The 25,820-nt window shown below is 65.0% G+C and carries 26 protein-coding genes and 1 tRNA gene; 16 read left to right on the plus strand and 11 right to left on the minus strand.

Annotated elements, in window-relative coordinates; genetic code table 11:
• Nucleotides 1–2 precede the first annotated feature (2 nt).
• Genes FG93_RS03760 through FG93_RS03770 form a run of 3 tightly spaced genes read left to right on the plus strand, consistent with a single transcriptional unit; the run spans nucleotide 3 to nucleotide 3,107 of the window.
• Nucleotides 3–254: an acyl carrier protein gene (locus tag FG93_RS03760; protein WP_043232047.1), complete on the plus strand. Its 252-nt coding sequence runs from the start codon at nucleotides 3–5 to the stop codon at nucleotides 252–254.
• Nucleotides 251–2,029 carry a fatty acyl-AMP ligase gene (locus FG93_RS03765; protein ID WP_348270465.1) on the plus strand — a complete coding sequence of 593 codons (1,779 nt, stop codon included), beginning with the start codon at nucleotides 251–253 and terminating at the stop codon, nucleotides 2,027–2,029. Before FG93_RS03760 ends, FG93_RS03765 begins: the two co-directional genes overlap by 4 nt.
• Nucleotides 2,030–2,057: 28 nt before the next feature.
• On the plus strand, nucleotides 2,058–3,107 hold the full coding sequence (locus FG93_RS03770) for a hypothetical protein (protein ID WP_043232052.1): 1,050 nt from the start codon (nucleotides 2,058–2,060) through the stop codon (nucleotides 3,105–3,107).
• 245 nt (nucleotides 3,108–3,352) lie between these two features.
• Here FG93_RS03770 and FG93_RS03775 read toward each other — a convergent pair.
• Nucleotides 3,353–3,430, minus strand: a tRNA-Pro gene (locus FG93_RS03775).
• A gap of 338 nt (nucleotides 3,431–3,768) precedes the next feature.
• Here FG93_RS03775 and FG93_RS03780 point away from each other — a divergent pair.
• The gene (locus FG93_RS03780; protein ID WP_052513346.1) at nucleotides 3,769–4,584 is read left to right on the plus strand and encodes a bifunctional 2-polyprenyl-6-hydroxyphenol methylase/3-demethylubiquinol 3-O-methyltransferase UbiG; all 816 of its coding nucleotides are present in this window, start codon (nucleotides 3,769–3,771) and stop codon (nucleotides 4,582–4,584) included.
• A gap of 82 nt (nucleotides 4,585–4,666) precedes the next feature.
• Here the strand turns inward: FG93_RS03780 and FG93_RS03785 are convergent, their stop codons facing one another.
• Both FG93_RS03785 and FG93_RS03790 read right to left on the minus strand, forming a co-directional pair.
• The gene (locus FG93_RS03785) at nucleotides 4,667–5,965 is read right to left on the minus strand and encodes an O-antigen ligase (RefSeq protein WP_052513349.1); all 1,299 of its coding nucleotides are present in this window, start codon (nucleotides 5,963–5,965) and stop codon (nucleotides 4,667–4,669) included.
• Nucleotides 5,962–7,509 carry an undecaprenyl-phosphate glucose phosphotransferase gene (locus tag FG93_RS03790; RefSeq protein ID WP_043232056.1) on the minus strand — a complete coding sequence of 516 codons (1,548 nt, stop codon included), beginning with the start codon at nucleotides 7,507–7,509 and terminating at the stop codon, nucleotides 5,962–5,964. The genes FG93_RS03785 and FG93_RS03790 overlap by 4 nt, the downstream gene beginning before the upstream one ends.
• Before the next feature lie 532 nt (nucleotides 7,510–8,041).
• On the opposite strand from FG93_RS03790, the gene FG93_RS03795 reads away from it, so the two are divergent.
• Both FG93_RS03795 and mdtI read left to right on the plus strand, forming a co-directional pair.
• Nucleotides 8,042–8,398, plus strand: a complete 357-nt coding sequence (locus FG93_RS03795) for a multidrug efflux SMR transporter (protein ID WP_043232058.1) — start codon at nucleotides 8,042–8,044, stop codon at nucleotides 8,396–8,398.
• Nucleotides 8,399–8,400: 2 nt separating this feature from the next.
• Nucleotides 8,401–8,733: a multidrug/spermidine efflux SMR transporter subunit MdtI gene (mdtI, locus tag FG93_RS03800; protein WP_043232063.1), complete on the plus strand. Its 333-nt coding sequence runs from the start codon at nucleotides 8,401–8,403 to the stop codon at nucleotides 8,731–8,733.
• 136 nt (nucleotides 8,734–8,869) lie between these two features.
• Here mdtI and FG93_RS03805 read toward each other — a convergent pair whose 3' ends face one another.
• Together FG93_RS03805 and FG93_RS03810 are read right to left on the minus strand one after the other, a co-directional pair.
• Nucleotides 8,870–10,036 carry a glycosyltransferase family 4 protein gene (locus FG93_RS03805; RefSeq protein WP_043232295.1) on the minus strand — a complete coding sequence of 389 codons (1,167 nt, stop codon included), beginning with the start codon at nucleotides 10,034–10,036 and terminating at the stop codon, nucleotides 8,870–8,872.
• Between the two features lie 20 nt (nucleotides 10,037–10,056).
• Entirely contained in the window at nucleotides 10,057–10,617 is a 561-nt protein-coding gene (locus FG93_RS03810; protein ID WP_043232298.1) for a polysaccharide biosynthesis/export family protein, read from the minus strand.
• Nucleotides 10,618–10,797: 180 nt separating this feature from the next.
• Between FG93_RS03810 and FG93_RS03815 the strand changes: the two genes are divergently transcribed.
• A complete protein-coding gene (locus tag FG93_RS03815) occupies nucleotides 10,798–12,972 on the plus strand; it encodes a GumC family protein (protein ID WP_081881285.1) in 2,175 nt (724 codons plus the stop codon).
• A 123-nt stretch (nucleotides 12,973–13,095) separates the two neighbouring features.
• On the opposite strand, the gene FG93_RS03820 is transcribed toward FG93_RS03815, so the two are convergent.
• Complete coding sequence (locus FG93_RS03820) at nucleotides 13,096–14,373, minus strand: GNAT family N-acetyltransferase (protein ID WP_081881286.1); 1,278 nt, start codon at nucleotides 14,371–14,373, stop codon at nucleotides 13,096–13,098.
• Nucleotides 14,374–14,479: 106 nt separating this feature from the next.
• Here FG93_RS03820 and FG93_RS03825 point away from each other — a divergent pair, with 106 nt between their 5' ends.
• On the plus strand, nucleotides 14,480–15,532 hold the full coding sequence (locus tag FG93_RS03825) for a polysaccharide deacetylase family protein (RefSeq protein WP_043232064.1): 1,053 nt from the start codon (nucleotides 14,480–14,482) through the stop codon (nucleotides 15,530–15,532).
• On the opposite strand, the gene FG93_RS03830 is transcribed toward FG93_RS03825, so the two are convergent.
• Entirely contained in the window at nucleotides 15,529–15,741 is a 213-nt protein-coding gene (locus FG93_RS03830; RefSeq protein WP_043232066.1) for a DUF2842 domain-containing protein, read from the minus strand. The two genes, FG93_RS03825 and FG93_RS03830, sit on opposite strands and share 4 nt — an antisense overlap.
• Before the next feature lie 130 nt (nucleotides 15,742–15,871).
• On the opposite strand from FG93_RS03830, the gene FG93_RS03835 reads away from it, so the two are divergent.
• The gene (locus FG93_RS03835; protein WP_244448490.1) at nucleotides 15,872–16,945 is read left to right on the plus strand and encodes a COX15/CtaA family protein; all 1,074 of its coding nucleotides are present in this window, start codon (nucleotides 15,872–15,874) and stop codon (nucleotides 16,943–16,945) included.
• Nucleotides 16,946–17,069: 124 nt separating this feature from the next.
• On the opposite strand, the gene FG93_RS03840 is transcribed toward FG93_RS03835, so the two are convergent.
• The 3 genes from FG93_RS03840 to FG93_RS03850 form a co-directional block, all read right to left on the minus strand.
• Entirely contained in the window at nucleotides 17,070–18,347 is a 1,278-nt protein-coding gene (locus FG93_RS03840) for an O-acetylhomoserine aminocarboxypropyltransferase (protein WP_043232068.1), read from the minus strand.
• A gap of 67 nt (nucleotides 18,348–18,414) precedes the next feature.
• Nucleotides 18,415–19,644, minus strand: a complete 1,230-nt coding sequence (locus FG93_RS03845; RefSeq protein ID WP_043232071.1) for an FAD-dependent oxidoreductase — start codon at nucleotides 19,642–19,644, stop codon at nucleotides 18,415–18,417.
• Nucleotides 19,645–19,668: 24 nt separating this feature from the next.
• The gene (locus FG93_RS03850) at nucleotides 19,669–20,199 is read right to left on the minus strand and encodes a CoA-binding protein (protein WP_043232072.1); all 531 of its coding nucleotides are present in this window, start codon (nucleotides 20,197–20,199) and stop codon (nucleotides 19,669–19,671) included.
• A gap of 149 nt (nucleotides 20,200–20,348) precedes the next feature.
• Here FG93_RS03850 and FG93_RS03855 point away from each other — a divergent pair, with 149 nt between their 5' ends.
• Entirely contained in the window at nucleotides 20,349–20,780 is a 432-nt protein-coding gene (locus tag FG93_RS03855) for a hypothetical protein (protein WP_043232076.1), read from the plus strand.
• Between the two features lie 103 nt (nucleotides 20,781–20,883).
• On the opposite strand, the gene FG93_RS03860 is transcribed toward FG93_RS03855, so the two are convergent.
• Entirely contained in the window at nucleotides 20,884–21,699 is an 816-nt protein-coding gene (locus tag FG93_RS03860; protein WP_043232077.1) for an enoyl-CoA hydratase, read from the minus strand.
• A gap of 103 nt (nucleotides 21,700–21,802) precedes the next feature.
• Between FG93_RS03860 and FG93_RS03865 the strand changes: the two genes are divergently transcribed.
• From FG93_RS03865 to speB, 6 genes are all read left to right on the plus strand, one after another.
• Entirely contained in the window at nucleotides 21,803–22,219 is a 417-nt protein-coding gene (locus FG93_RS03865; RefSeq protein WP_152579294.1) for a PaaI family thioesterase, read from the plus strand.
• 390 nt (nucleotides 22,220–22,609) lie between these two features.
• On the plus strand, nucleotides 22,610–23,071 hold the full coding sequence (gene rplM, locus FG93_RS03870; protein ID WP_043232308.1) for a 50S ribosomal protein L13: 462 nt from the start codon (nucleotides 22,610–22,612) through the stop codon (nucleotides 23,069–23,071).
• Between the two features lie 2 nt (nucleotides 23,072–23,073).
• Nucleotides 23,074–23,553: a 30S ribosomal protein S9 gene (gene rpsI, locus FG93_RS03875; RefSeq protein WP_043232079.1), complete on the plus strand. Its 480-nt coding sequence runs from the start codon at nucleotides 23,074–23,076 to the stop codon at nucleotides 23,551–23,553.
• A 96-nt stretch (nucleotides 23,554–23,649) separates the two neighbouring features.
• Complete coding sequence (locus tag FG93_RS03880; protein ID WP_043232082.1) at nucleotides 23,650–24,408, plus strand: SDR family oxidoreductase; 759 nt, start codon at nucleotides 23,650–23,652, stop codon at nucleotides 24,406–24,408.
• A 114-nt stretch (nucleotides 24,409–24,522) separates the two neighbouring features.
• Nucleotides 24,523–24,801: a hypothetical protein gene (locus tag FG93_RS03885; RefSeq protein ID WP_043232085.1), complete on the plus strand. Its 279-nt coding sequence runs from the start codon at nucleotides 24,523–24,525 to the stop codon at nucleotides 24,799–24,801.
• A gap of 21 nt (nucleotides 24,802–24,822) precedes the next feature.
• On the plus strand, nucleotides 24,823–25,779 hold the full coding sequence (gene speB, locus FG93_RS03890) for an agmatinase (protein WP_043232309.1): 957 nt from the start codon (nucleotides 24,823–24,825) through the stop codon (nucleotides 25,777–25,779).
• Nucleotides 25,780–25,820 lie beyond the last annotated feature (41 nt).

Here is a 25,820-nt window from a genome sequence, read left to right on the forward strand (position 1 = left end):
TTATGGCAATTGACAAGGGCGAAGCCGAAATCACCGGGTGGTGCGTGGCGCATCTCGCCAAGGCCCTGCGACGCCCTGAGGGAAAAATCGATCCGCAGGCCAAGTTCACGCGCCTTGGCGTCGATTCCGCAATGGCGGTCTACCTCGTGGCCGAACTCGAAGAATGGCTCGGGCGCGAACTCGCCCCTGAACTGGCCTTCGAATACCCCACCATCGCAACGCTCGCCCGTCACCTCGCGGGAGAACGGGATTGAACCAAGTCCCAACATTTCAAGACAGCCCGGCGGTCCTCAAGACCAGGTACAACTCGATGGTCGAGCTGCTGCGCGCGCGCGCGGCGGAGCAGCCGGACGAGCGAGCCTATGTCTTTCTGTCAGATCGTGGCGGCGAAGAGGCATCCCTGACCTTCTCCGAGCTCGAGCGCCGCGCCAGCGCGCTTGCGGCAGAGCTACTGGGCCGCGGCCTGGGCGGCGAGCGCGCGCTTCTGATGTTCCCGCCCGGGCTCGATTTCCTTGTCGCCTTCTTCGGCTGCCTCATCGCCGGCACGATCGCTGTACCGATGATGCCGCCGCGGCGCCTGGGCGCCCGCAATTCAAGCGCCAGCATTGTCGCCGACTGCACGCCGCGAATCGCATTGACGAGTCCAGCACTGCAGGCGACGCGAAGCGATCTCGCAGAGCGTCTCCAGGCACCCGCGCTCGATTTCATGGCCGTAGACGCCACGAAAGAGGCCGAGGCGCCTGCGGGAATCCTGTTCCCGGAGCCCGGCCTTCAGGATCTGGCTTTCCTGCAATACACCTCGGGCTCGACGTCGGACCCCAAGGGCGTGATGGTGAGCCATGGCAACCTTCTCGCCAATTGCGAGATGATCCGGCTCGTATACGGCAACACACGCGCGACCACTTATGTGAGCTGGGTGCCGCTCTATCACGACATGGGCCTTATCCTGAACGTGCTTCAGACGCTCTATGTCGGCTCCCTTTGCGTGCTCATGGCGCCGGCGAGTTTCATGCAGCGCCCATTGAACTGGCTGCGCGCCATCAGCGACTATCGCGCCGAGTTCGCAACGGCGCCGAACTTCGCCTTCGATCTTTGCGTCGATCGCTTCCGCCCCGACCAGATGGCGGGGATCGATCTATCCGGCTGGAAAATTGCGCTCAACGGCGCCGAGCCGGTGCGCGCGGATACGATGGAGCGCTTCATCGAGACATTTGCGCCCCTTGGCTTCGATCCGAGAGCGTGCTCCCCGGCTTATGGGCTCGCGGAGGCGACGCTTCTCGCCTCCGGCGGCGGGCGGGGACGGGGGCTCGTAAAGCGTCGGGTGAGCCGGCAGGCGCTGCAACGCTATCGCGCAGCCGCACCATCGAGCGAAGAGGATGCGCAGTTCGTCGCGGGCTGCGGCAAGGCCCTCGTCGGTGAAAGGCTCGCGATCGTCGATCCGCAAACATGCCGCCGCCTTCAAACGGGTCATGTCGGCGAGATCTGGATTTCCGGGCCGAATGTCACCCAGGGCTATTGGCAAAACCCCAAGGCCACCACCGCGACCTTCTGGCCGCGCATCGAGGGCGAGGCCGAGGAGCGCTGGCTTCGCACCGGTGATCTCGGATTTCTCGATGACACGGGCGAACTCTTCATCACCGGGCGCATCAAGGACGTGATCATCCTTCGCGGCATCAACCATTATCCGCAGGACCTCGAGGACACGGTTCAGGCGAGCCATCCGGCCTTGCGCCGGCACGGCGGCGCCGCCTTCTCGATCCTGGACGAGGATGGCGAGGGACGTCTCGTTGTGGTGCAGGAAATCGAGCGGACGCAGATTCGCCATGTCTCCATTGATGACATCGAGGACACGATCCGTGAGGCGGTCGCGACCGAACACGAGCTTGCCATCCAGGAGATCGTGCTGATCCGCCCCGGCAACCTGCCGAAGACCACGAGTGGCAAGATCCAACGCGGCCTTGCCCGCAGCCTTTTCCTCGACGGGCGCCTTGCCGAGCTCCAGCCAAGCTTGCCCGATGCTCTGGCGTAAGGAAAAGCCGGTTTCTGCGGTGTCCGGGATGAACCCGCGGACATATGCGCTGGTGCTGATCCTGGGTGCAGCGGCGCTCTTTATCAGCGTCATCGCTGCGAATGTCCTGATCGACCCGCAGGGCGTGTTCGGCACGAACATCCTCCCGCGTACGCCCAACCTCAATTACCACTACCGGAATCTTGCTGCCTATGACGCTGCACCGGACAGTTTCGAGGGCTTGCTGTTCGGCTCTTCTCGCGCCCAGGCCACTTCGCCGGCGGAGCTGTCCCGCCGCATGGACGGGGTAACCTTCGCGAGCTTCTCCGTCACACGCGGCATGCTGCCGGACTTCCTGCCCGCGCTCGAATACGTCCTCGCCGACAAGGCGAAACGAGGACAGCGGTTGCGGACAGTGTTCCTGCTCCTCGATATCGACACCTTCGGAGATCCCCCGGCGACCAACCGCTATATCGAGACCTTGCTGCCTCAGGCCCTGAGCGGCGAAAGCGGCGTCTATTTCTGGTGGCGCAATTTGACCGCCATGCAGGTCAGGAGCTGGCAGCGTATCCTGCGCGAGGCCCGGGCCGCGATCGAGGAGAGAGATCGCAAGGACCCTTCGGTCCTCGATAAGGTGAAACTGGCGTTCGTCCGTCTGGCATCGTTGAGCCACTTGGCGGGGCGCGGCTCGCAGGCCGGAAGCGACTACAACAGGCCGTTCGAACAGCGCACGTATTTCGCAGAGCAGTTGCGGCTTCTGCAGCGCATCGCTGCGCTTTCGCAGCAAAGCGGCACCAAGCTCATTGTGGCTGTCAGTCCGCTCCATCGTGCCGTCGAGAGCCGCTACTTGCCGAAGGATCTCTCGCAAGCGCTTGATCAGGTTGCGCGTGTCACGCCGCTCTGGGATTTCACAGGCTCCGACTGGCTCTCGGACGATCCGAGTTATTGGATGGGCGACCAGGCTCACTATTCTGCGGAGGTCGGCCGCATGATGCTGGCTCGCATTTTTGGCGAGCCGATGCCCCGCAACTGGGAGCGTTTCGGCCGCTTGAGGGGAGCTGAGGGCGCGATTGCTTCAGAGGCGGGTGTGCGGCGATGAAATTCGGCAAGGCTGGAACATCCGCGGGTCACTTGATTCCCGTCATGCCGCGCTCGATCGAAACCCAGCTGAGAACGGCATACCGGTAGGGCCCCGGCAGTTCCCGCCGCAGCGGCGGCTGACGATTGGCCCTTGCGCTGGCAAGGCAAGAATCGCGTTGATGCAGGCCAAGGGCGCCCCAACGCAAAAACAGCGCCGCGGCATTTGCAGGCCGCCCGCTAACTCAATGATTCCTTGAGATTTTATGGTCGGAGCGAGAGGATTCGAACCTCCGACCCCTTGTCCCCCAGACAAGTGCGCTAACCGGGCTGCGCTACGCTCCGACAGGGCGGCTTATAGAGGGGCGGGCGCGCGGATGCAACGCGCTTGGGCACACTCTTCGCAGGGTTTTTCTGAAGCGTTGAATTGCCGCCATATCTCGCGGCCAATGTCTCGCCGCCATGCCCTGGATTACGGGGCGAGCGGGCACTCCTGCTTGCGGTTGGGTGCGCGTCGGAAACAAGCGCCAGGGGGATCATGGCCGGCGCTGCCTGCGCGCCATGGCTCCATGGCGATCGCACCCGGCTTCGAAACCATCAATATTAACCGCATGTTAAGCAAAAGATTGCGGGCGGTGCCGTCCGTCCACATCCTCCCTTCAGATCGACCGGTGGAGGGTGACATGGCGGTGGCGGTTGCGTTGGGCGCTCACGGAATAGCCGCCAGGGCGGCGAAGCGTCCGGACCGTACTCTCGAAGCCTTCTTCGCCGAGTTGCAGCCAAATTGGCATTCGCGCTGGGCCTGGGAGAATTACGAGCGGACGATTCTCGCTTTGACCCGACAGTTCGGCCTGAGGCGGATCTGCGAGATCGGCGGCGGCCGCGACCCGCTGTTCTCTGCCGCCGAAGCCGCCAGTCACGGACTGGACCTTGTCGTCAACGATATCGACGCGGGCGAGTTGGCCTTGTCGGCGCCCGGCCTCCGGACGGCGCGTTTCGACATTGCAGGGGATCTGTCCGAACCGGATGTCGAGCGCGGCGGCTACGACCTGATGGTCTCGCGCATGGTCTTCGAACATATCCGCGACGTGGAGCGGGCCTGGACGAACATCCATGCGCTGCTGGCTCCGGGCGGGGTGGCGCTGGCCTTCTTCCCGACACTCTGGACGCCGGTCTTCGCGCTGAACCACATCCTGCCGGAGGCAGCCTCGCGCGCAATCCTGCATGCGCTGTTTCCGGCGCGCCGAGAGGGTGGCGGCGATCCAAAATTCCCGACCCATTACGACTGGTGCCGCGGCAGCCGCACGCAGCTGACGCCGATGCTCAACCGGGCCGGTTTCCGCAATATTCACATTCAGCGCTTCTGGGGACACGGCTATTTCGAGCGCCTGCCGGGGCTGCGCGAGATCGACCATGCCTTCAATCTGCTGGCTGCGAAGGTCGGATGGGATCTGGTGACGACCTACGACTACGTGCTGGTCCGCAAGGCGCCGGTCTAAGGCACCGGCTGTCTAAGGCACCGGCCCGAAAAGTGGATTGCGGTTTTCGGGGCAAAGCCGATGCAAACACGGAAAGGTTAGATCATCGGGCCGGATACGAATCCGGTCTGATGATCTGAGCCGGATCCGCGGGCGCCTGTCCGCGCGCGGGCCGAAGGGCAGCCCGGTCAGGGCTGAGCGCTGCCAGGCCCCAGACCAGCCCGAGCAGCAGGTAGAAATGCCGCCAGTGGTCGGTGTCGATCTGGACGCCCTGCAGGATGGTGATGAACAGGACCGACCACAGCACGATCGCGTGGTTCTGCCAGGGCGAGCGGGTGAAGACGAGGCGCCAGCCGACATAGCAGGTGGTGACGATCAGGCCGAGATAGGCGATGCCACCGAGCCAGCCATAGGAGGCGAAGGCATTGATGTAGACGTTGTGGGGATCTTCCGGGAAATGCCAGCGGAAGCGCAGCGGGCCGAGCCCGTTCGGCGCATCGAGAAGGAGCGGAAGCGAGCGGAGCTGGCTGCCGAACCGCCCGGTGACGCCCTGATCATAGCTCTGGTTGAGGCTGGCGCGAATCTCGAAGATGTCGCGGATGCTCTCGAAGGAGAGCGCGATCAGCAATGCCGCGAGGATGCCCCCAAGGGCAGCGAGGGTCAGCGCCACGATGCGGGCGCGGCGTGACGCGTCGGGCGCAGTCAGGAACATCAGCCCGACCATCATCAGGGCCGAGCCGGCCAGATTGCCCCAGGCACCGCGCGAAAAGGCGAGCAGCACGGCCATCAGCGGCACGCTCATCACCAGGAAGCCGCGTATCAGGCCCAGGCGCCCGATCAGGATATGCTGCAGCGCATAAGTGATGGGCACCACGAGGAAGGGGCCGAGCACATTGGGGTCCTTGAACGTCCCGGAAGCGCGGCCGGCATAGGCGAAGACGTCGGAGAGGCCGCCAATATTGAAATAGCCGAGGATGCCGGCAAGGCTCGCGCACCAGGCGGAGAAGAGATAACCCTTGCGCAGCGTCTCCAACCGGCCGAGCGGGTCTTCCGCCATGATGGCCGCGAGGAAGATCGCGGTAATCATCAGGTAGACCGAGACGGCTGTGAAGCGCACCGAGGGCGCCTCGTCCATCCAGGGGATCAGCGAGAAGATGCCGCCGATATTGTAGAGCAGCAGCAGCACGACCATTGGCAGCAGCTTTTGCGAGAAGCGGATGCCTGTCAGCGCGAAGACGAACAGCGTGAGCAGGAAGAAGAACTCATAGGGGGACGGTTCGATCAGCGCGAAGCCGCTGGAGGCCGTCAGCAGCCAGAGTGTCCCTCGCTTGATCGAGGCAAGGGAAACCCTGAGGCTGCCGCGGCCGCCATCATGCCCCGCGCCGTCGGCGAGCGCGCTCAATAGGCGTTCTCGGACTTGGTCAGCAACGAGATCGGCGTCTTGTACAGGATGTAGAGGTCGAGCATCACCGACCAGTTTTCGATGTAGTAGAGGTCGTGCTCGACGCGGCGCTGAATCTTGTCCTCGGTATCGGTCTCGCCGCGCCAGCCATGGATCTGGGCCCAGCCGGTGATGCCCGGCTTGACCCTGTGGCGAGCGAAATAGCCGTCGACCACCTGCTCATAGGCGCGGTTGTCGGCCTTGCCGTGGACGACATGCGGGCGCGGCCCGACCAGCGAAAGATTGCCCTTGAACACCACGTTGAAGAGCTGCGGCAACTCGTCGATCGAGGTCTTGCGGATGAAGCGGCCGACACGGGTGACGCGCGGATCATCCTTGGTCACCAGCTTGCGGGCGGTAGCGTCCTGCATCTCGTGATAGAGCGAGCGAAATTTGAGGACTTCGATCTGCTCGTTGTTGAAGCCGTAGCGCTTCTGCCGGAACAGGACCGGCCCCTTCGAATCGAGCTTCACCGCAATCGCCGTGATCAGCAGCACCGGGGAGAGGGCGATCAGGGCCAGGGTGCCGACGATCTTGTCGAACAGCCATTTCACCACGATGTCCCAATCCGCAATCGGCCGGTCGAACACATCGAGCACGGGCACCGCGCCGATATAGGAATAGGAGCGCGGCCGCAGCCGCAGCTTCGACATATGGGCGGAAAGGCGGATGTCGATCGGCAGAACCCAGAGCTTGCGCAGCATCTGCAGGATGCGCCCCTCCGCCGAGATCGGCAGGGTGAAGATCACCAGGTCGAGCTTGGTGCGGCGGGCGAACTCGACAAGGTCGTCGATGGTGCCGAGCTTCGGATAGCCGGCGACGAGATCGGGCGAGCGATCGTCGTTGCGATCGTCGAAGACACCGCAAATCTGCAGTCCCGAGTCCTTTTCCGCCTCGAGTGCCTTGATCAGCGCTTCGCCGGCAGCGCCGCCGCCAACGATGGCGGTGCGGCGCTCGAGCCGTCCCGTGCGGGTCAGCCGGCGCACGGCCAGCGTCACGAGCAGGCGCTCGCCGAGCAGGGCTGCGAGGCCGCCACCATAGAAGCCTGCGAGCCAGACACGGGAAAACTGGCTCCCGACCTTCATGAAGAAGAAAGCGGCGAGTGCGATCAGGAACAGCATGGTCCAGCCCGCGACCAGGCGGGCGGCGGTCGGGACGAAATGGCGCAGAGCGCCGATATGATAGAGATGCAGCGCCTGGAAGGCGGCAAGCGCGCCAACGCTCACCAGGAGCACGGTGGTCTGATAGAGCAGGGTGCTTCTGGTGGTGCCCGCGACATAGAGCCAGTAGACCAGCCCCGCCAAGCTGACGATGACGAGGACATCGAACAGGCGGACCAGGCCTTCGATCAGCACCGGGGAGAGGGTCGGCTTGACCGGCATCGCCGCGATGCGTTCGGCCAGGGGATGGAAAGCGCGGGTCGAACCCGTCTTGCTCCCGCCAGCTGGATCCGATGCTCCGGCCGCGTCGGCCTTCATCAGGTCACGCACATCGAAAGTGCCCATCACACGCTACCTCTACTCAGACCGGAGCAATACTCACACCTCCCGGTCCCGGCTTGCGATTAGCTCAAAATGCTCTCGGAAGGCTTAATCCGAGGCTTCGCTGCCTTGCAGGCATCAATGCGACTCTACGGCATCCGGGGCCATCGCGAGCAGGCCAATTTATCCCCCTGCAGGTGGCTTCCCAAACCCGATGCAAAGAAAGTTGATTTTCTCTCGTCCGGCCAAGGAATTAGCTCACTCCCATTTCTTCCGATTTTGCATCGAAAAGCAGTCGTTTCTGGCCCATAAAGTTGATGTTGGTTGACAAAAAGCATTAAAACGGGCATATCCATTCGCGATGAGTGTCTGAGAAGCACATTTCTGAGCGATGCCCGCGGTTGCCAATCCAGGCAATTGGGCAAGTCGCTGTGCAACCCCCGCAGTTCGATCTGCCAGGGCTTCGTCTTCGAAACTCGTTCGTAAAAACTCCAACTTTGCTTAGCTGCCTAACGTCGCTTCCCGACGGTAAGCGCCGGCTTCGCCCGTGTGCATCATGTCTTTTCATTGGTTGGTTCTGCTCGCAGCGATTGCTGTCGAGATTGTCGCGACGGCCGCGTTGAAGTCGGTCGTCGCCGAGCCGTGGCTCATCACGGTTCTGCCGCTCGTTCTGATCGGATTGTCCTTCGCGCTGCTCAGCGTGGCGCTGCGTGTCATCCCCATGGCGGTTGCCTATGCCGTCTGGGAGGGGCTCGGCATCGTCGGCATCGCCGCCGCCGGCCACCTTCTCTTCGGCGAGCATCTGACGCCTGAGCGCCTGCTGGCGCTTGCGGCCATCATCGCCGGTATCGTGCTGCTCGAGCGCGGTGTCGGGCACGGCGTCGAGGAGGGTAAGCAGGGGAGGCTGGCGTGACCATGCTTCTTCAGCCGCAATCGCTGGCCTTTGCCTGGCTCGGGCTTGCGGTCCTTCTCGAAGTCCTCGGTACCTATCTGCTCAAGCTGTCGGACGGCATGAGGCGACGATTGCTTGGCGCCGTCGGGATGATCCTCGTCGTCGGGGCCTTCGCGGCCCTGGCACAGGCCATACGCGGCATGGACCTCTCGGTCGCCTATGCGGTCTGGGGCGGAGCGGGGCTGGTGATCACGGCCATCGTTGGCGCCCTGGCCTTCGGGCAGCGGATCTATCTGTCCGGCTGGCTCGGCATGGCGCTGGTCATCGCGGGCGTCGCCGCCCTGAAGTTCCTGTAGGGCGGCCGCGGCTGGTGATCAGTGTTTGCACCAGCTGTCCCGAAACCCGCAATCCACCTTTCGGGCCGATGCTACTCTCATAGTTTAGAGCATGCTTGATGCGAAAAACCGTTGCCACTTTTTCGCAGCATGCTCTCTAGCCGATACCGCGTCGCGCCAGCGCGACGCGGTACGCCGCAAGCACGCCGTCGATCATCGCGTTGAGGCAGAAATTCTGGCGGACATGTTTGGCCAGATCGGTGGCCTGCGCGCGTCTTTCGGCCTCGGGCATGGCCAGGATCGAACGAATGCTGCCGGCCAGGATTGCCGGGTCATCGGCCGGTATCAGGCGGTTCGCGTGATCCGGGCCGTAGATCTCCCTGATGCCGCCGACATTCGTCGAGATCAGCGGCTGGGCTGCCGCTGCCGCTTCGAGGATGACATAGGGCAGCGATTCCGCCCGCGACGGGATGACCATGACATGGGCTTGCGCCAGCGCGGCGCGGATCGGGCCTGGCGGTTCGAACACGCATTGACTGCCGACGCCGCGGTCGAACGTCATCTGGCGCAGCACGGCCTCGTCAGGGCCCGATCCCACGATCAGGATGCGCGGTTCGATGCCGTCGCGGCGCTTCAGCAGCGCGAGGGCGTCGATCAGCGTGTCGACCCCCTTCGCCGAGCGCAGTTCTCCGAGATAGACAAGGTCGAACGTTGCCTTGGCATGGTCGATCGGCGCGAACTCGGCTTCCGAAATGCCGTTCAGGACAATCCGGTAATCGCTGCGCGGCTTATGGCCGATATAGGCTTCGAACCGCCCCGCAATGAAGGCGCTCTCGAAGCAGAACATATCGGTCGCCCGCTCCAGCAGCCGTTCGACCGACATGTAGATGCGATGCTCGGTGCCGCCGGGCTTGTAGTTGAAGCTGCCGCCATGCGGCGTATAGGCGGTGATGTACCGGCGCTGCGGTGAAACCAGTGCAGGCAGGCGCGCATAGACGCCGCCCTTCGAGCCATGGGCGTGCACGACATCGGGGGAGAGGCGTCCCCGCGTCGAGATCGCCGCCATTTGCGCCTTGGCGTCGGTGAGGCTGGGGTAGCGCGACATCGGTACGCGCGTGACGCCAAGCGCGAGATCGGGGCCAAGCTCGGCGAAGACCTGATCGGCACGTGCGCTGCCGGTATTCGAATCGCAGAAGATGCCGACCTGATGCCCGCACTCCACCTGCCCGCGGGCAAGATCGAGGACATGCCGGAACAGCCCGCCCAGCGGCGCCCGAAAGACGTGCAGGATGCGCAGCGGCCTCAGGCCGGGGGCGTCCGCCATGGCCGTCACCTCGTTTACGCTCAGAACCAGCGTTCCTTGATGACGATCGTGTCGCCCGGCTGCACCTGATAGGTGATCGGCACGGTCCCGGTGACGAGCTGACCGTCGATCTGGCGCGTGACCTCGGCATAGTTGCGCTGGCCGCGCGGGGTGAACCCCCCTGCGATAGCGACAGCGGTCTGTACTGTCATGCCGTTGACGAAGGGGAACTGGCCGGAATTGGTGACTTCGCCCAGGACGAAGAACGGGCGGTAGGTATCGACTTCTACCGAGACCTTTGGCTCGCGCAGGAAGCCACCGCGCAGCCGGCCCTCGATGGCCTGCTCGAGCTGCCGGGTCGTGCGTCCCTGGGCCTCGACCGGGCCGATCAGCGGCATGGAGATCCGCCCGGAGCCGTCGACGGCGTAGATGTTCGACAAATTGTCCTGACCGAAGACAATCACGCGCAGCCGGTCGCCGCTGGCGAGTCGATAGGGCACATTGACGTCGACGATCGCGAAGTCCTGCGCTGCGTAGCGCGGCGCACAGGCGCTCGCCGCCAGTGCGGCCGCCAAGGCAAGTGGGGCGAGTGATCGACTCATCGCATATTCAGTCCATCCAAATTCGACGGTCACGTTAGGATTGCTATGGTTAACAAAGACTGACCGCGACCTCCTTGGGGGAGGCGCCGCCCGCGTCTTAACTCGCCAATAACCTTAATCAGCTTTGATTGACCCTGCGTCCTGTGCTGGGCGCGCGAGTTTTGCGTGAATAGGTGAGTCATGACCTCTCGATCCGATGACGGAATGCGGGATGCCGGCGAGAGCCGGGGCGACATGCTCGATCTGTCCGCTCTCTGGGCCGCCATCAAGCGGCGCAAGCTCTGGGTGCTCGGCCCCACCGTGCTGGCGCTCGGTCTCTCCTTTGTCGCCGTCAATCTGGTCACGCCGCGCTATACGGGCGAGGCGCGGCTCCTGCTCGAGAATCGGGACAGCTTCTATACCCGTCCGGGGCAGGGCGGGGCTGAGGCCACAAGCCAGCAATTCGACAGCGAGGGCGTCCAGAGCCAGGTCCAGGTCATCATGTCGCGTGATCTCGCCCGCGAGGCGATCAAGCGCATCGGGCTCGTCGGCAATCCCGAATTCGATTCCGGCGCCGGCGCGCTGAGCGCCCTGAAGCGGCTCGGCGTACTGATCGGGCTCGGTGCGCACCCGGCTGATCGCTCGCCCGAAGAGCGCGTGCTCGATCAGTTCTACGACCGGCTGCTGGTCTTCCCTGTGGGGCGCTCCCGCATTGTTGCGATCGAGTTCACGTCGCGCGATCCGGCCCTGGCCGCGCGCGGAGCCAACGAAATTGCGAGCGTCTACCTCGAGATGCTGGAGGCGGCGAAGCAGGATACCGCGCGTAGCGCTTCGTCCTGGCTCTCGACCACGATCGAGCCCCTGCGCAAGCGCGTCGCCGAGGCGGAAGGCAAGGTCGAGGACTTCCGCTCGCGCAACGGGCTTCTCGTCGGGACGAACAACACCACCATCACCGCACAACAATTGGCGGACCTCTCGACCCAGCTCTCCAGTGCCCGCAGTCAGCAGGCGGAGGCCCAGGCCAAGGCCAGCGTCATTCGCGACGCGATGAAAAGCGGGCGGACCTTCGAGATTCCGGATGTCGCCAATAACGAACTGGTCCGCCGCCTGATCGAGCAGCGCGTCAATCTGCGCGCCCAGATCGCACTGGAGTCGCGTTCGCTCCTGCCCGGGCATCCGCGTATCAAGGAGCTCAGCGCCCAGCTCGCCGATCTGGAAGGCCAGATTCGCGCCGCCGCCGAGCGCACGGTCCGCACCCTCGAGAACGAGGCGCGCATCTCCGGCCAGCGTGTCGACAGCTTCACGGCCGCCCTCGAAGGGCAGAAGAAGAATGTCTCGAGCGCCAACGACAAGGAAGTGCAGCTGCGTGCGCTGGAGCGCGAGGCGCGCACGCTGCGCGACCAGCTCGAGCAATACATGCAGCGCTATCGCGAGGCTGTGGCGCGCGACACCCAGAACGCCAGCCCGGCCGATGCACGCATCATTTCGCGCGCCGTCGAGCCCACGGAACCGTCCTTCCCGAAGAAGATCCCGATCATTCTCGTCGCGACGCTCGCGACCTTCCTCGTCGCGCTCGCCATGGTGGTCTCGCGTGAACTCCTCAACGGCACTGCCGGGTCACCTCCCGGCTCGAATGGACCGCGCCGCGCGCCGGGCTGGGTCGGCGGTGGCGGGGCTGGTGCCGCGCAACATCCTTCGGACGGCGACGAGCGCCGCGAGCGCATTGCGGGGCTGCTGACCCATACCGGCCGGGTTGGCCGCGTTCCACTGGCCGCCGCCGACCCCGAAGGGGCCCTCGCAGCGCTTTCGGAGCGGATTGCTGCGCCTCCCGCCGATATGGCACCGCTGGCCGTGCTGCTCGACGGGGCCGGCCCCGAAGCGATGTCGGCACGGGATCTCGCGGAACTGCTGTCCAGGCACTCGCGCTGCGTGCTGGTCGACCTTGCCAGCGATGATGACGAACCGGAAGAGCTGGGGTTCTCCGAGCTCCTCGCCGGCGAGGCACAGTTCTCCGAGATCATCATGCGCGAACCCGGCTCGCGATTGCATCGCATCAGTGCCGGGCGCGCAGGACGCAGGGCGGTTCTCGCCGCGCCGGACATCGTCGAGGTGGCGCTCGATGCGCTCTGCGAGACCTATGACTGGGTGCTGGTCTCGGCGGCTTCAGGGGATGAAAGCGCCGTGCTCGCGCCGCTGGTCGGACGTGCGCAGGGCGTCTTCGTCATGGCGGGCAGCATCGGTAACGGGCACGCCATGGAGGCTGCCTACCGGCTTGCCGATTTGACGACGGCGCCGGTGGCCCTCGTCGTCGATAAGCTCGAGGAGACGGTGGGCGTCCCGTTTTCCGTCCGCGAGCATGATGCGGCGATGGCCTGAGCCGGAGCGTATCCCGGCGGCCGAGGCGGCACGGTAGCGCCCGTGCTAAACGTGATCGACTCTCATAGTTTAGAGCATGCGTTATGCAAGAAACCGTTGCCACTTTGTAGCATAAAGCATGCTCTAGTCGTCGTCTGCGACGAGTGTCCGGTTCCGGCTCAACCAGCCCGAGGCGCGCTGTGCCAGCTTCAGTGCCAATGGAGAGCTCTTGATCCGGCGTTTTGCGGCACGTTTGGCCCGGCTGAACAGGACAAAGGCATGTCCCTTGGCCGTCAGCGGCAGGAAAGTATCGACGAGTTCGTCCCGGTCGTCGCAGACCGTCGTCTTGTAGCGGGCTTCGCCGACACCAAGGTCGAAGACTTCGATTCCGGCGCGACATTTCAGTTTGATCAGGTCGACCAGCAGGATTTCGCCAGGGCTCGACTTGGCGAGCTCGCTGTCCATCTCGAACGATGTCGCCATGCCTGAGAACCGCAGGCCCTGCTCCGCGCCGACATAGGTTGCGACGCAGCGGCCGTCGAGGTTGAGCGCGTAGAGTTCGAGGACAGGCGTCCCGGCGCGGTCACGGCTCGCACCCTGGCGCAGGAAGTCGCGAAGGGCGGGCTCCGCAAAGGGGTTTGGAATGCCCATGCTGGCAAACCGCGCCGCCTTCTGGTTCAGGAAAGCGTCGACGACCCGCTCGATATCCTCCGGGGTCTCGGCCTTGAGCAGGGCCGAGTTGCCGAAGCTGGCGAAGCGGTTGCGCTTGTTCTTCAGCTTTTTGCGGGCATGCGAACTCATCGAACGCCGCAAGGTGCCTTCGCAGTCTCTACGCTCCAGCGCCAGTTTGTAGGCTCCGCTTGGGCTCGGTCCTGCGGCGAGCTGCGCGAGCGGGTTGGGAACGCCTTGCCAATCCCTTGGCTGGTTGACGAAGATGAAACCGTCGAGTGTGCCGATGGCCGTGCCGATCTCGACGAGCAGGGCACGCGCCGCGGCCGCATCGAGGGCTGCTGCGAAATCGGGGGCATAAAGCCCCATATGGTAATTGGCGTGCTTGCCGCCGATGAACTCGCCGAAGCGAACGCCGTTGCGCCGTGTCAGCGCCAGCGGCAGGATGGCCAGGGTGCGCCCGGCCGCGTCGCGCAGCGCCACATAGCGGAATTCCGTGGCATCGGCTGCCCCGACCGTCTCGACGAAGGGCCTGATCCAGCCATAGGCCTGGTAGGGTGTCACCAAGGCAGACGCTTCCAGGCTGCGCCACTCGGCTTCCAGGGCGGCAGGATCATGGCTGATCGTGATGCTGTGCCAGGGACGCGCGCGCTCGCCCGCGCTCCTGTCCGGAGTACGGTTCAGAGCCGAGGCCGGAGTTCCAGCGCGTTCGGCAAGTGCGGGCATCGTCTCTGGACCCTTGGGAGGCGGCATTCCTCGCTGTCCTTAACCCGCTATTGTGAACGAACCTGCCAGCTTGTCTTCGACCAGCCGAAGCATCGGCAAACAATATTAGCGAGCGGTTGCTGCCGGGAGCCATATGAGCCTGCGACACCGAGCCTTTTCCGCCGCGTTCAAGGCGATTGCGCTGACCGGCGCCGACCGTTGGGCGAAAGACCTCGCGCAAGGCGCGGGCGTGATCCTGACCCTGCATCATGTCCGGCCCTGGCGCGAGCGGGGCTTTGCTCCCAACCGGCTGCTGGAGATCACGCCCGAATTCCTCGACCAGACGCTGACGCTGATCAAGTCGCAGGGCTATGACATCGTCTCGCTCGACGAAGCAGTCGTGCGGCTGCAGAGCCCGCGCTCGTCGCGCTTCTTCGTGGCGCTGACCTTCGACGACGGCTATCGCGACAATCTCGATCATGCCTGGCCGGTTCTGGCGAAGCATGGCGTGCCCTGGACATTGTTCGTGACGACGGGCTTTGCCGAGCGCACGGCCCGACTCTGGTGGCTGGAAATGGAGGAGGCGATCCGGGCGCTGCCGCGTTTCGCCCTCGACCTGCCCGATGGCGGTTTCTCGGCGCGCACCGAATCCGATCGTGAGAAGCGGCTTGCCTTCGAGACGCTCTACTGGCGTCTGCGCAAAGGGTCGGAAGCGATTCTGCTGTCAGCGATTTCCGACCTTGCGCGTCAGGCCGGGATCGATGGCGCAGCCCTGGTCGAGCGCGAGTGCTTGCCCTGGGAGACGCTGCGATCGCTGGCCGGCGCGCCCGGCGTAACCATTGGAGCCCATACGCTGAGCCACCCCATGCTGGCCAAACATCCGCAAGAATTTGCCCGGACCGAGATCGTCGAGAGCAAGGCGCGGCTCGAGCAGGAGCTCGGCCTGCAAGTTCGCCACTTCGCCTATCCCGTTGGTGATCCGGGCTCGGCCGGCAAGCGTGAATTCGCGCTTGCCAAGGCGGCTGGCTTCACCAGTGCGGTCACCACACGGCCGGGCCACCTCTTCGATCGGCACGAGCGGCATTTGCATGCCCTGCCGCGCGTCTCGCTGAACGGCTATCACCAGAGCGAGGCGGCGCTGCGGGCGCTGCTGTCGGGACTGCCCTTTCTGCTGTGGAATCGTGGGCGGCGGGTGAATGTCGGTTAGCGCGGCCCGTCCTTCCGCTCCATCCACTTGATCAGCGGCAGCAAGGGCAGCACCCAGGCGAGGCCGAGCGCGATATAGGCGATCGTCTGCACCAGCTTGGGAGCGTCGGTGATCCGCCCCTGCGCCAGGGCCATGGCGACCAGCGCATAGACGCAGACGAAGATCAGGATCCCCACGGTGCCGATCAGCTTGCGGTGGCTCTGGGTCATCTCTCGTCTCCATGCCGGCGCGGCTGCGGCATTGCGGGCGTTGTTCGCGTCTTCGCGCGGGTCTATCTGTCACCCCCAACGACGCTTGTGAAGCGCGACATTTGCGACCCGAGGTCCCCATCCCGTGACGATTGCTCTCGATCAGCCGCGTGGCGGCGCTGTCAGCTCCGCCAACCACGCAGGCATCCGCCGCTGGCTCTGGATCGTCGCGGCTCTCGTCTTCGCCATGGTCGTGGTCGGTGGCGCGACCCGTCTGACCGGCTCGGGCCTCTCGATCACCGAATGGCGACCGGTCACCGGCGCGATCCCGCCGCTCTCCGACGCCGCCTGGGCGCTCGAGTTCGAAAAATACCGCGCGAGCCCGCAATACCAGCTGCTCAATGCCGGCATGGCGCTATCGGAATTCAAGTTCATCTTCTGGTGGGAGTGGGGGCACCGTCAGCTCGGCCGCTTCATCGGCCTGGTCTATCTGCTCGGCTTCCTTGTCGTCGCCCTCCGCCGGCTCCTGCCTTGGCGCCAGAGCGTCGTGCTCTTCGGCATGGGGCTGCTGCTTGGGCTGCAGGGCACGATCGGCTGGATCATGGTCGCGTCGGGGCTCCAGCCAGGCATGATCGCGGTCGCTCCGGTCAAGCTGACGCTTCACCTGACCTTTGCCGGCCTGTTCTTCGCCGCCGTCGTTGGTTTCGCTACCTGGCTGACCCCGCTGCGGCGGGTTGAGCCGGCGCGGGGCCGCCTGGCCGCCTGGGGGCTGCTGGTGCTCACCTTCGCGCAGATCGCGCTTGGCGGGCTCGTCGCCGGCTCGCGTGCGGGCTTTACCTTCAACACCTGGCCGCTGATGGATGGGGGCCTGGCACCGGCTTCGTCGACGCTGTTCGCGCAGACGCCGTTCTGGGAGAATTTTGTCGATAACGTCGCGCTGGTGCAGTTCAACCACCGCATCGGCGCCTATCTTCTGCTGGCGGTTGCGCTCTGGCACGCCGTTGCGATGCGCCGCGCAGCGCCGGGGTCAGGCAGCGCGAAGCGTGCGACGGCGATCGCGGGCCTCACGCTGGCACAGGCCGTGCTCGGCATTGTCACGCTGCTGCTGGTGGTGCCGCTCTGGGCGGGGCTCGCCCATCAGGCACTCGCCTTCATGGTGCTGGCGATGACGGTGGTGCATGTGACGCGGAGCACGGCCTCCGCCGCGCATTCCGTCCGGGCCTGATAGAGCCTGAATGCCGCCGTCCCCGGCGGCCAAGAAAGAGACCCGGAACCCCTGCCGGAAGGTTTCAGGCAGGGATTCCGGGTCTGTGTTTTGCTTCGGGGGATGCCCCCCAGATTGCCGGCTTCTAGATCAGCGCCTGATCGAGATCGCCGATCAGGTCGGCGACATCCTCGAGCCCGATCGAGAGGCGCACGACTTCTGGACCGGCACCGGACGCGGTCTTCTGTGCATCCGAAAGCTGGCGATGCGTCGTCGAGGCGGGGTGGATCACCAGCGAGCGCGTATCGCCGATATTGGCGAGATGCGAGAACAGCTGCAGGTTGGAGACCAGCTTGACGCCGGCGTCGTAGCCGCCCTTCAGGCCGATGGTGAAGACCGCGCCTGCACCCTTCGGCGAGTAGCGCTTGGCGAGATCGTGATACTTGTCGCCCGCCAGGCCGGGATAGCTGACCCAGTCGACCGCGGGATGCGTTGAGAGATGAGTCGCGACCGCGAGCGCGCTCTCGCAATGGCGCTGCATGCGCAGCGGCAGGGTCTCGATGCCGGTCAGGATCATGAAGGCATTGAAGGGCGCGAGCGCGGGGCCCATGTCGCGCAGGCCGAGCACGCGGGTCGCGATGGCGAAGGCGAAATTGCCGAAGGTCTCGCCGAGCACCATGCCGTTATATTCCGGCCGCGGCTTGGACAGCATCGGGTAGCGCTCGTCGCCCACCCAGTTGAACGAGCCGCCATCGACGATCAGGCCGCCGATCGAGTTGCCGTGCCCGCCAAGGAATTTGGTTGCGGAATGCACGATGATGTCGGCGCCGTGCTCGAACGGGCGGATCAGGTAGGGGCTGGCCATTGTGTTGTCGACGATGAGCGGAATATTGTGCTTTTTGGCGATGGCCGCGACGCCGGCAATGTCGACGATCACGCCGCCCGGATTGGCGATCGACTCGATGAAGATCGCCTTGGTGCGCGGGGTCACCGCAGCGGCGAAGCTCTCCAGATCGTCGGAATCGGCCCAGATCACGTTCCAGCCGAAATTCTTGTAGGAATGGTTGAACTGGTTGATCGAGCCGCCATAGAGCTTGCGCGCGGCGACGAACTCGTCGCCTGGCTGCAGCAGGGCGTGGAAGCAGAGGAACTCCGCGGCGTGGCCGGATGCGACGGCGAGCGCCGCGGTGCCGCCCTCGAGCGCCGCGACGCGCTCTTCGAGCACCGCGTTGGTCGGGTTGCCGATGCGCGTGTAGATGTTGCCGAAGGCCTGCAGGCCGAACAGCGAGGCGGCATGGTCGACATCGTCGAAGACGAAGGATGTCGTCTGGTAGATCGGCGTGGCGCGCGCGCCCGTGGCTGCGTCAGGCGCTGCACCGGCGTGAATGGCCAGCGTATGGAAACCCGGTGCGCGGTCTGACATGGCGTGCTCCCTGCAAATTCTGATCGTGAAACGGTCTCGTTCGATTTAACGAACGGTCTGTGCGGCGTCAATTCGGCCGGACAGGCTTGAGCGCCGGACCGATATGCTCCGGCCTGATCCCCAGACCGATCAGCCGCGCCGGCAGGCGGCGCAGCAGCGGGAAGCGTTGCAGGAGCCGCAGCGGCAGAGGCGGCGTGACCGGCCCGCTTCTGGCGAGCAACGGCGTGATCACCCGGTTCTGGATGGCGATCTGCATGGATTGGGTCAGCTTTGTCGGGAATTCACGACGATGCTGCACGGCTGCGAGAACGGTATCTGTCAGCCGCTTCTCGCGGAGCGGCACTGCCAGCAGGTTGGCCGTCGCGACGGCATCCTGTACCGCCAGATTGACGCCGACGCCGCCGATCGGAGACATCGCATGCGCCGCGTCGCCGATACAGAGCAGGCCCGGCTTCCACCAGCGCGTCAGGCGATCGACCGCGACCGACAGCAGCTTGATGTCGTCCCAGCCGCGCAGTTCCGCAATCCGGTCCTTGAGGAATGGCGAGAGCGCGACCACGCCGTCCCGGAAGGCCCGAATGCCCCTGACCTGCAAGGCTTCCAGCGAGCCCTTGGGGATGATGAAGGCGCATTGCCAGTAGTCGCCGCGGTTCAGCATGATGAAGAAGTGCCCGCCTGCGACCTGGCCGAAGGTCTGGTTGCGATCGCTCTTCTTCCGCGACAGCCGGAACCAGAGCACGTCCATCGGTGCGCCGAGGACCTCGACCGCGAGGCCGGAGGCCGCGCGCAGATCGGAGCTGCGCCCGTCGGCTGCGACGACGAGATCGGCCCTGATCGAGAGCGGGCCGTCCAGCGTCATGGCCGTGACGCCGGACACGCGCCCATTCTGCTTGATCAGTCCCTCCGCCTTCGTCTGCATCCGCAGATGGAAGGGCGGTTGCTCGCGTCCGCGTTCCGCGAGGAAATCGAGGAAATCCCATTGCGGCATGAAGGCGACATAAGGGGCCTTGACCGGCAAATGGCTGAAATCGGCGATCGTGATCTCGTCATCTCCGAAGCGGGCGACGATGTCGTCTTCCTTGCTGTGCGGCAGCTTCAGGAATGCCTCGAGCAGTCCGAGTTCATGCATCAGCTCGAGTGTCGAGGGGTGGATCGTGTCGCCGCGGAAATCCCGCAGGAAATCGCTGTGCTTCTCCAGCACGGTGACCGCGATGCCGGCTCGCGCGAGCAGGAAACCGAGCATCATCCCGGCGGGGCCGCCTCCGGCGATGCAGCAAGTTGTCGTCTCCTCGCGCATCGCCGTCCCCAGGTGATGGCCGGGTCAGGTCCCGGGCCGGTTGATCGACAATTTCTGGAAGCCCTTGCCGGCCAGTTGCGGCCTCTTGTTCGAGATGATGCGCGAGTTGATGCCCTGCCAGCCGATCTCGCCGGAGAGCCGGCCATACTCGATCTTCGGGCAGCGGTTCATGATCACGGTAAGGCCCTTGGCCTCGGCGCGGGCGGCGGCCTCGTCATTGCGGACGGAAAGCTGCATCCAGATCACCTTCGGCAGGGGCGAGAGCGCCAACGCCTCATCGGTGATCGGGCCGGCGGCTTCCGAATTGCGGAAGATCTCGACCATGTCGACGGGAACCGGAATCTCCTTCAGCGAGCCGTAGACCGTCTTGCCGAGCAGCGTCTGGCCGGCAAGGCCGGGATTGACGGGGATGACGTCATAGCCGCGATCGAGCAGATATTTGGTGACGATCCAGCTCGGCCGCGCCTCGTTGGCGGAGGCACCGACCAGGGCGATGGTTTTCACCTCGCGCAGGATGCGGCGGATTAGCGCATCTTCATAGGCCTCATGATTCAAGGTGCTGAATCCTCACGGGAAATACGCGGCAATCAGTCGTAGGTATTTTGGCGCCGAGGGGCTGAACCACAGCTTTGCCACTCTTATTTGATTCAATGGAACACAGGGCGAACAACCCGGGTTGTTCCGTCATGAAAGGAGGGTCTACCATGTGCGACTATAGCCTGCACAATGTGATGTCCACTCCAGCCAAAGTGGGCGACGAACTGACGACCACCAGCTTCCCGAACTCGAGCACGCGCGGCTTCTGCACCACCGCACAGCCGGAGGTTGCGGTTTGCGTGCTGCCCGGCACGGAGCTGGCGTTCGAGAGCGAGATCGAGTGCGATCGGGTGGTCGGCTTCCTGCCGCATCGCAAGATGGCGGCGACGGTGGCGCGCTTCCGTCAGATCGATCTCGACAAGCCCTATGCGCATCACGATGCGCTCGAGCTGCCCGATGGGCAGGTCATTCTGCTGACGAATCTGTCTACGGGGCAAAAGGCGACCGTTCTGCAGTTGCCAGCCGCGCCGCAGCCGGAGGAAAAGGCCAAGGAGCATCTGCAGGCCGAGCTGCCGGAGCATATTCCCGCGATCCTGTGAACAGGCGCCTGATGGATAGCTGCACGCGGCGAGTCTCGGTTGTCGCCGCGTGCGGCGTTGATTCCAGATGGATGAAGGGGGCTCGGCCGAGTGCCGCGCGCGGTTAGCTGCCGCTCCAGACCGGCGGGCGTTTGTCCATGAAGGCGCCGATCCCTTCCTCGGCGTCGCGGGCGAGCATGTTCTCGACCATGACCGCCGACGCGTGATCATAGGCTGCCGCGAGGCCCATCTCGCGCTGCTGATAGAAGGCGCGCTTGCCGATCTTCACCGTGGCAGGCGATTTCGATGCGATCACGGCCGCCAGCCGCAATGCCTCCGCAAGCGCACCACCTGCCGGAGCGACACGGTTGACCAGCCCCATCCGGGCTGCCTCCTCGGCCGGAACCATCTCGCCCAGCAACAGCATCTCCAGCGCATGCTTGGCTGAGAGGTTGCGCGAGAGCGCCACCATCGGCGTCGAGCAGAACAGTCCGATATGCACGCCCGGCGTGCAGAATCTCGCTTGCGTGCCTGCGACGGCAAGATCGCAGGTTGCGACGAGCTGGCAACCGGCAGCGGTGGCCGTGCCTTCTACGGCCGCAATGACCGGCTGGGGCAGGGCGGTGATCTGCTGCATCATGGCCGAGCAGCGACCGAGGACATCGGCGAAGTAGGCGCGGCCACGGTCGGAATCCGCGCGATGCGCACTCATCTCCTTGAGGTCGTGGCCGGCCGAGAAGACCGGGCCGGCCGCAGTCAGCACGACGGCACGCACGCTCCGGTCTGCTGCGATGGCCACGAATACCTCGCTCAGCGCGGCCAGCATCGCTTCGCCAAGCGGATTGCGCGCCTGCGGCCGGTTCAGCGTCAGTGTTGCGATGCCGTCCTGGTCTGCGCGCAGCAGGACGGGCGCGGTGTCGGGCTTGAGATGGGCATTCATGGCATCGCCTTTCGCGTCAGTGCCTATTGTCGGAGCCGAACCGTCATGCTGCAAGGGGAGGAGTTCCCCGCTGGCATCCGGTTTCCCGCACATGACCCCCCGCATGACGATCTCAGAGGTGGAGGCCTATCTCGATCAGGTCTTCCCGCAGCTCCATTATGGCGGGCGCACCTATTTCATCGAAGAGGTCGGCCCGCTGACTGCGCGCATGCGCTGCGACTATCACGAGCGGCATTTGCGCCCCGGGGGCACGATCTCCGGTCCGACCATGATGGCACTGGCTGATCTCGCTCTCTATGTCGCGATCCTTGCCCAGATCGGCCCGGTCGGCCTCGCGGTGACGACGAGTCTCAACTACAATTTCCTGCGCAAGCCGGGGCCGGTGGCGCTGATCGCCGAGGCCAGGCTGCTCAAGCTCGGCAAGCGGCTCGCCGTCGGAGAGGTCGCGCTGTTCTCGCAGGGCGACAGCGAGATGGTCTGCCATGCGACCGGCACCTATTCGATTCCGTCGGAGCGTTAAAGCATCGGCCCGAAAAGTGGATTGCGGTTTTCGGGGCAAAGCCGATGCAAACACAGATGGCAAGATCGTCGGACCGAATACGATATCCGGTCCGACGATCTTGCGCCTCAGCGTCCCATTTCTGACCGCAGAACCGCCGCAAGCCGGGAATCGGAGCGGCGGGAGAAGCGCCGGGAAGCGGGCGATGCGGCCGAGGCCCGAAGGAGCGCCGGAACGGAAATGAGGTACCTAAATACCGTTTTTGCCATTGCACTGAAAACAATGCGATTTTTCGCCTCGGAGCGCGATCGTGGCGCTTGACAGTAGGGCAGCTTCCACCTATCCACCGCCCCACACCGCCGCCGGCCTTCCGGCGGCTTGTCCTTTTTCAAGCAACCGAAGGGTGCCGCGATGAAGACCGTCTCGCTCAAGCCCGCCGACGTCGAGAAGAAGTGGGTTGTGATCGATGCCTCCGGGCTGGTCGTTGGTCGTCTCGCCTCCGTTGTGGCGATGCGTCTGCGCGGCAAGCACAAGGCCGCCTACACCCCGCATGTCGACTGTGGCGACAACATCATCGTCATCAATGCCGAGAAGGTGGTCCTGACCGGTCGCAAGCGCGACCAGAAGGTCTATTACCATCACACCGGCTTCCCGGGTGGCATCAAGGAGCGTTCGGCCAAGTTCCTGCTGGAAGGCCGCTTCCCTGAGCGCGTGGTCGAGAAGGCTGTCGAGCGCATGCTGCCGCGCGGCCCGCTGTTCCGCCAGATCATGGGCAACCTGCGCGTCTACAAGGGCGCAGAGCACCCCCACGCCGCCCAGTCGCCGGAGGCGCTCGACGTCGCCGCGCTCAACAGCAAGAATGCGAGGCTCTGATCATGGCTGAGGTTCTTCAGTCTCTCGAGCAGCTCGGCCAGGTCGCCAAGACGGCTCAGCCCGACGCTCCCGTTCACGTCAAGAAGGTCGATGCGCAGGGCCGCGCCTATGCCACCGGCAAGCGCAAGAACGCCATCGCCCGCGTCTGGATCAAGCCGGGTTCCGGCAAGATCACGGTCAACACCCGCGACCAGGAAGTCTACTTCGCTCGTCCGGTGCTGCGCCTGATCCTGCAGCAGCCGCTGATGATCGTCGACCGCATGACCCAGTACGACGTCGTCGTCACGGTCAAGGGCGGCGGCCTCTCCGGCCAGGCCGGCGCGGTGCGCCACGGCATCTCCAAGGCCCTGACCTTCTACGAGCCGGAACTGCGCGGACCGCTCAAGAAGGAAGGCTTCCTGACCCGCGACTCGCGCGTCGTCGAGCGTAAGAAGTTCGGTAAGGCCAAGGCCCGCCGCAGCTTCCAGTTCTCGAAGCGCTGATCCGGCTCACGCAGTCTGGGTATGCTTTCAGGGCGGCTCGCAAGAGCCGCCCTTTTCGTATTGGCTGCAGCTCCGTTCCAACTGGAGTTGCCGCCGATGAGCGCTACCCGTCCCGTTCTTGTCGTCACCGGAGGCAGCCGCGGCATCGGCGCCGCCATCTCAGTCATGGCGGCCGGGCGTGGCTATGATGTCGCCGTCAATTACCAGCGCGACGCGGCGGCGGCGGCAACGGTCGTCGCCACGTGCGAGGCCGCGGGCGCCGGCGCCGTTGCGCTGCAGGGCGACATGTCGAACGAGGCCGATATCCTGCGCGTCTTCGCCGAGACGAAGACGCGGCTCGGGCCGATCACCCAGGTCGTCAACAATGCGGGCATCACCGGGAAGTCCAGCCCGCTGGCCGAGGCGGACTCCCAGGTCATCCGCAACTGCATCGACGTGAACGTCACCGGTGCGCTGCTGGTCGCGCGTGAAGCGGCGCGGGCGCTGCTCGCCCAGCCGGAGCGGAAGGGCAGGGCGATCGTCAACATCTCCTCGGCGGCGGCAACGCTCGGCTCGCCCGGCGAATATGTCTGGTACGCTGCCTCCAAGGGCGCGATCGATACGCTGACGGTTGGTCTCGCGAAGGAACTCGCTCCTGCCGGAATCCGCGTCAATGCGGTTTCGCCCGGCATTACCGAGACCGAGATCCATGCCCTGTCGACGGGCGAAGCAGGCAGGGTCGAGCGCATCGCGCCGCTCGTTCCCCTGCAGCGGGCCGCAACGCCAAACGAGATCGCCGAGGCCGTGCTGTTCCTGCTCTCCGAGGCTTCCGCCTATACGACAGGCGTCGTTCTGCGCGTGGCGGGCGGGCGTTGATACCCTTGGTGTCCTGAACGACAGATTCGGCTGCGACCGCAGCCCGGCGCGGCTGGATCAGGGCCGCGGCCATGCTAAACCGCAGGCTCACTTCGTCCGGTTCCGGCCTCCGCCATGCGCATCCTGCTCGTTCTCATTGCTTTCGGAATGATCGCGGTTCCCGCGCTGCTCGCGCTTGCGCGGACGGGGGAGCCGACCGGGCGCCGGGTCGGACGGGCCCTGGTCATCTTCCTGGCGCCGGCTTTCGCGCTCGGCCTGATCCACGGCGTGCCCGAACTCGATGGCCGCGCCCTGCAGAGCCACGTCGCCTGGACCACGTTTCGGCTGGTCCTGACCGGCCTCGCCCTGATCCTGCCGTGGTGCCTCTATGTCTGGCTCACAGGCAGGCGCTGACAACATTCACGGATGACTGCCATGACCGAACTCGACACTCCCTCCATCGACCACGCCTTCACCGGCGATCGGCGCGGTCCGGCGCAGGATCCGACCTATGCCGGCGCGCTCTCCTTCATGCGCCGCCGCTACAGCAAGGACGTCGCCGGCTGCGACCTCGTGATCTGGGGCGTGCCCTTCGATCTCGCGGTCTCCAATCGTCCGGGTACGCGCTTTGGACCGCAATCGCTGCGCCGCGTCAGCGCGATCTTCGACGGCGATGCCCAGTATCCGTCCCGCATCGATCCATTCGAGCATCTCTCGGCCGTGGATTATGGCGACTGCTCGCTGCCGCGCAGCGACCTGCTCGGCTGCGCCAAGGCGATCGAGCGCGAATCCGCCGCGATCATCGCGACCGGTGCCCATCTGGTGACGCTCGGCGGCGATCATTTCATCACCCTGCCGCTGCTGCGCGCCCATGTCGCCCGCCATGGCAAGCTGGCGATCGTCCAGTTCGACGCGCATCAGGACACCTGGGACGATGGCGTCGGCGCGGTCTCGCACGGCACGTTCATGCTGGAGGCGGTGCGCGAGGGGCTGATCGATGTCGATCGCTCCATCCAGGTCGGCATCCGCACGGTTGCGCCGCGCGATTGCGGCATCCAGGTGCTCGGCGCCTATGAGGCCCATGAACTCGGCGTCGATGGTGTCGTCGAGCGCATCAAGCAGCGCGTCGGGCAGGGGCCCGCCTATCTCACCTTCGATATCGACGCGCTCGATCCGGCCTTCGCGCCGGGCACGGGCACGCCTGTCGCCGGCGGCTTTACAACGGCACAGGCGCTGCGCATGGTCTGGGCCATCCGCGATCTCGATTTCCGCGGCATGGACATCGTCGAGGTCTCCCCGCCCTACGACCATGCCGACGCGACGGCGATTGCCGGTGCCGCGGTGGCCCAGCACTACATCCAGGCGCTGGCGTTGAAGAAGAAGGCCGGTTGAATCACAGTGCAAGCGGGCTGAATCAGTCTGCCAGCCGCGCG

Origin of the sequence: Allobosea sp. LC85, from assembly GCF_000735605.1 — a bacterium.
Lineage (GTDB): Bacteria > Pseudomonadota > Alphaproteobacteria > Rhizobiales > Beijerinckiaceae > Allobosea.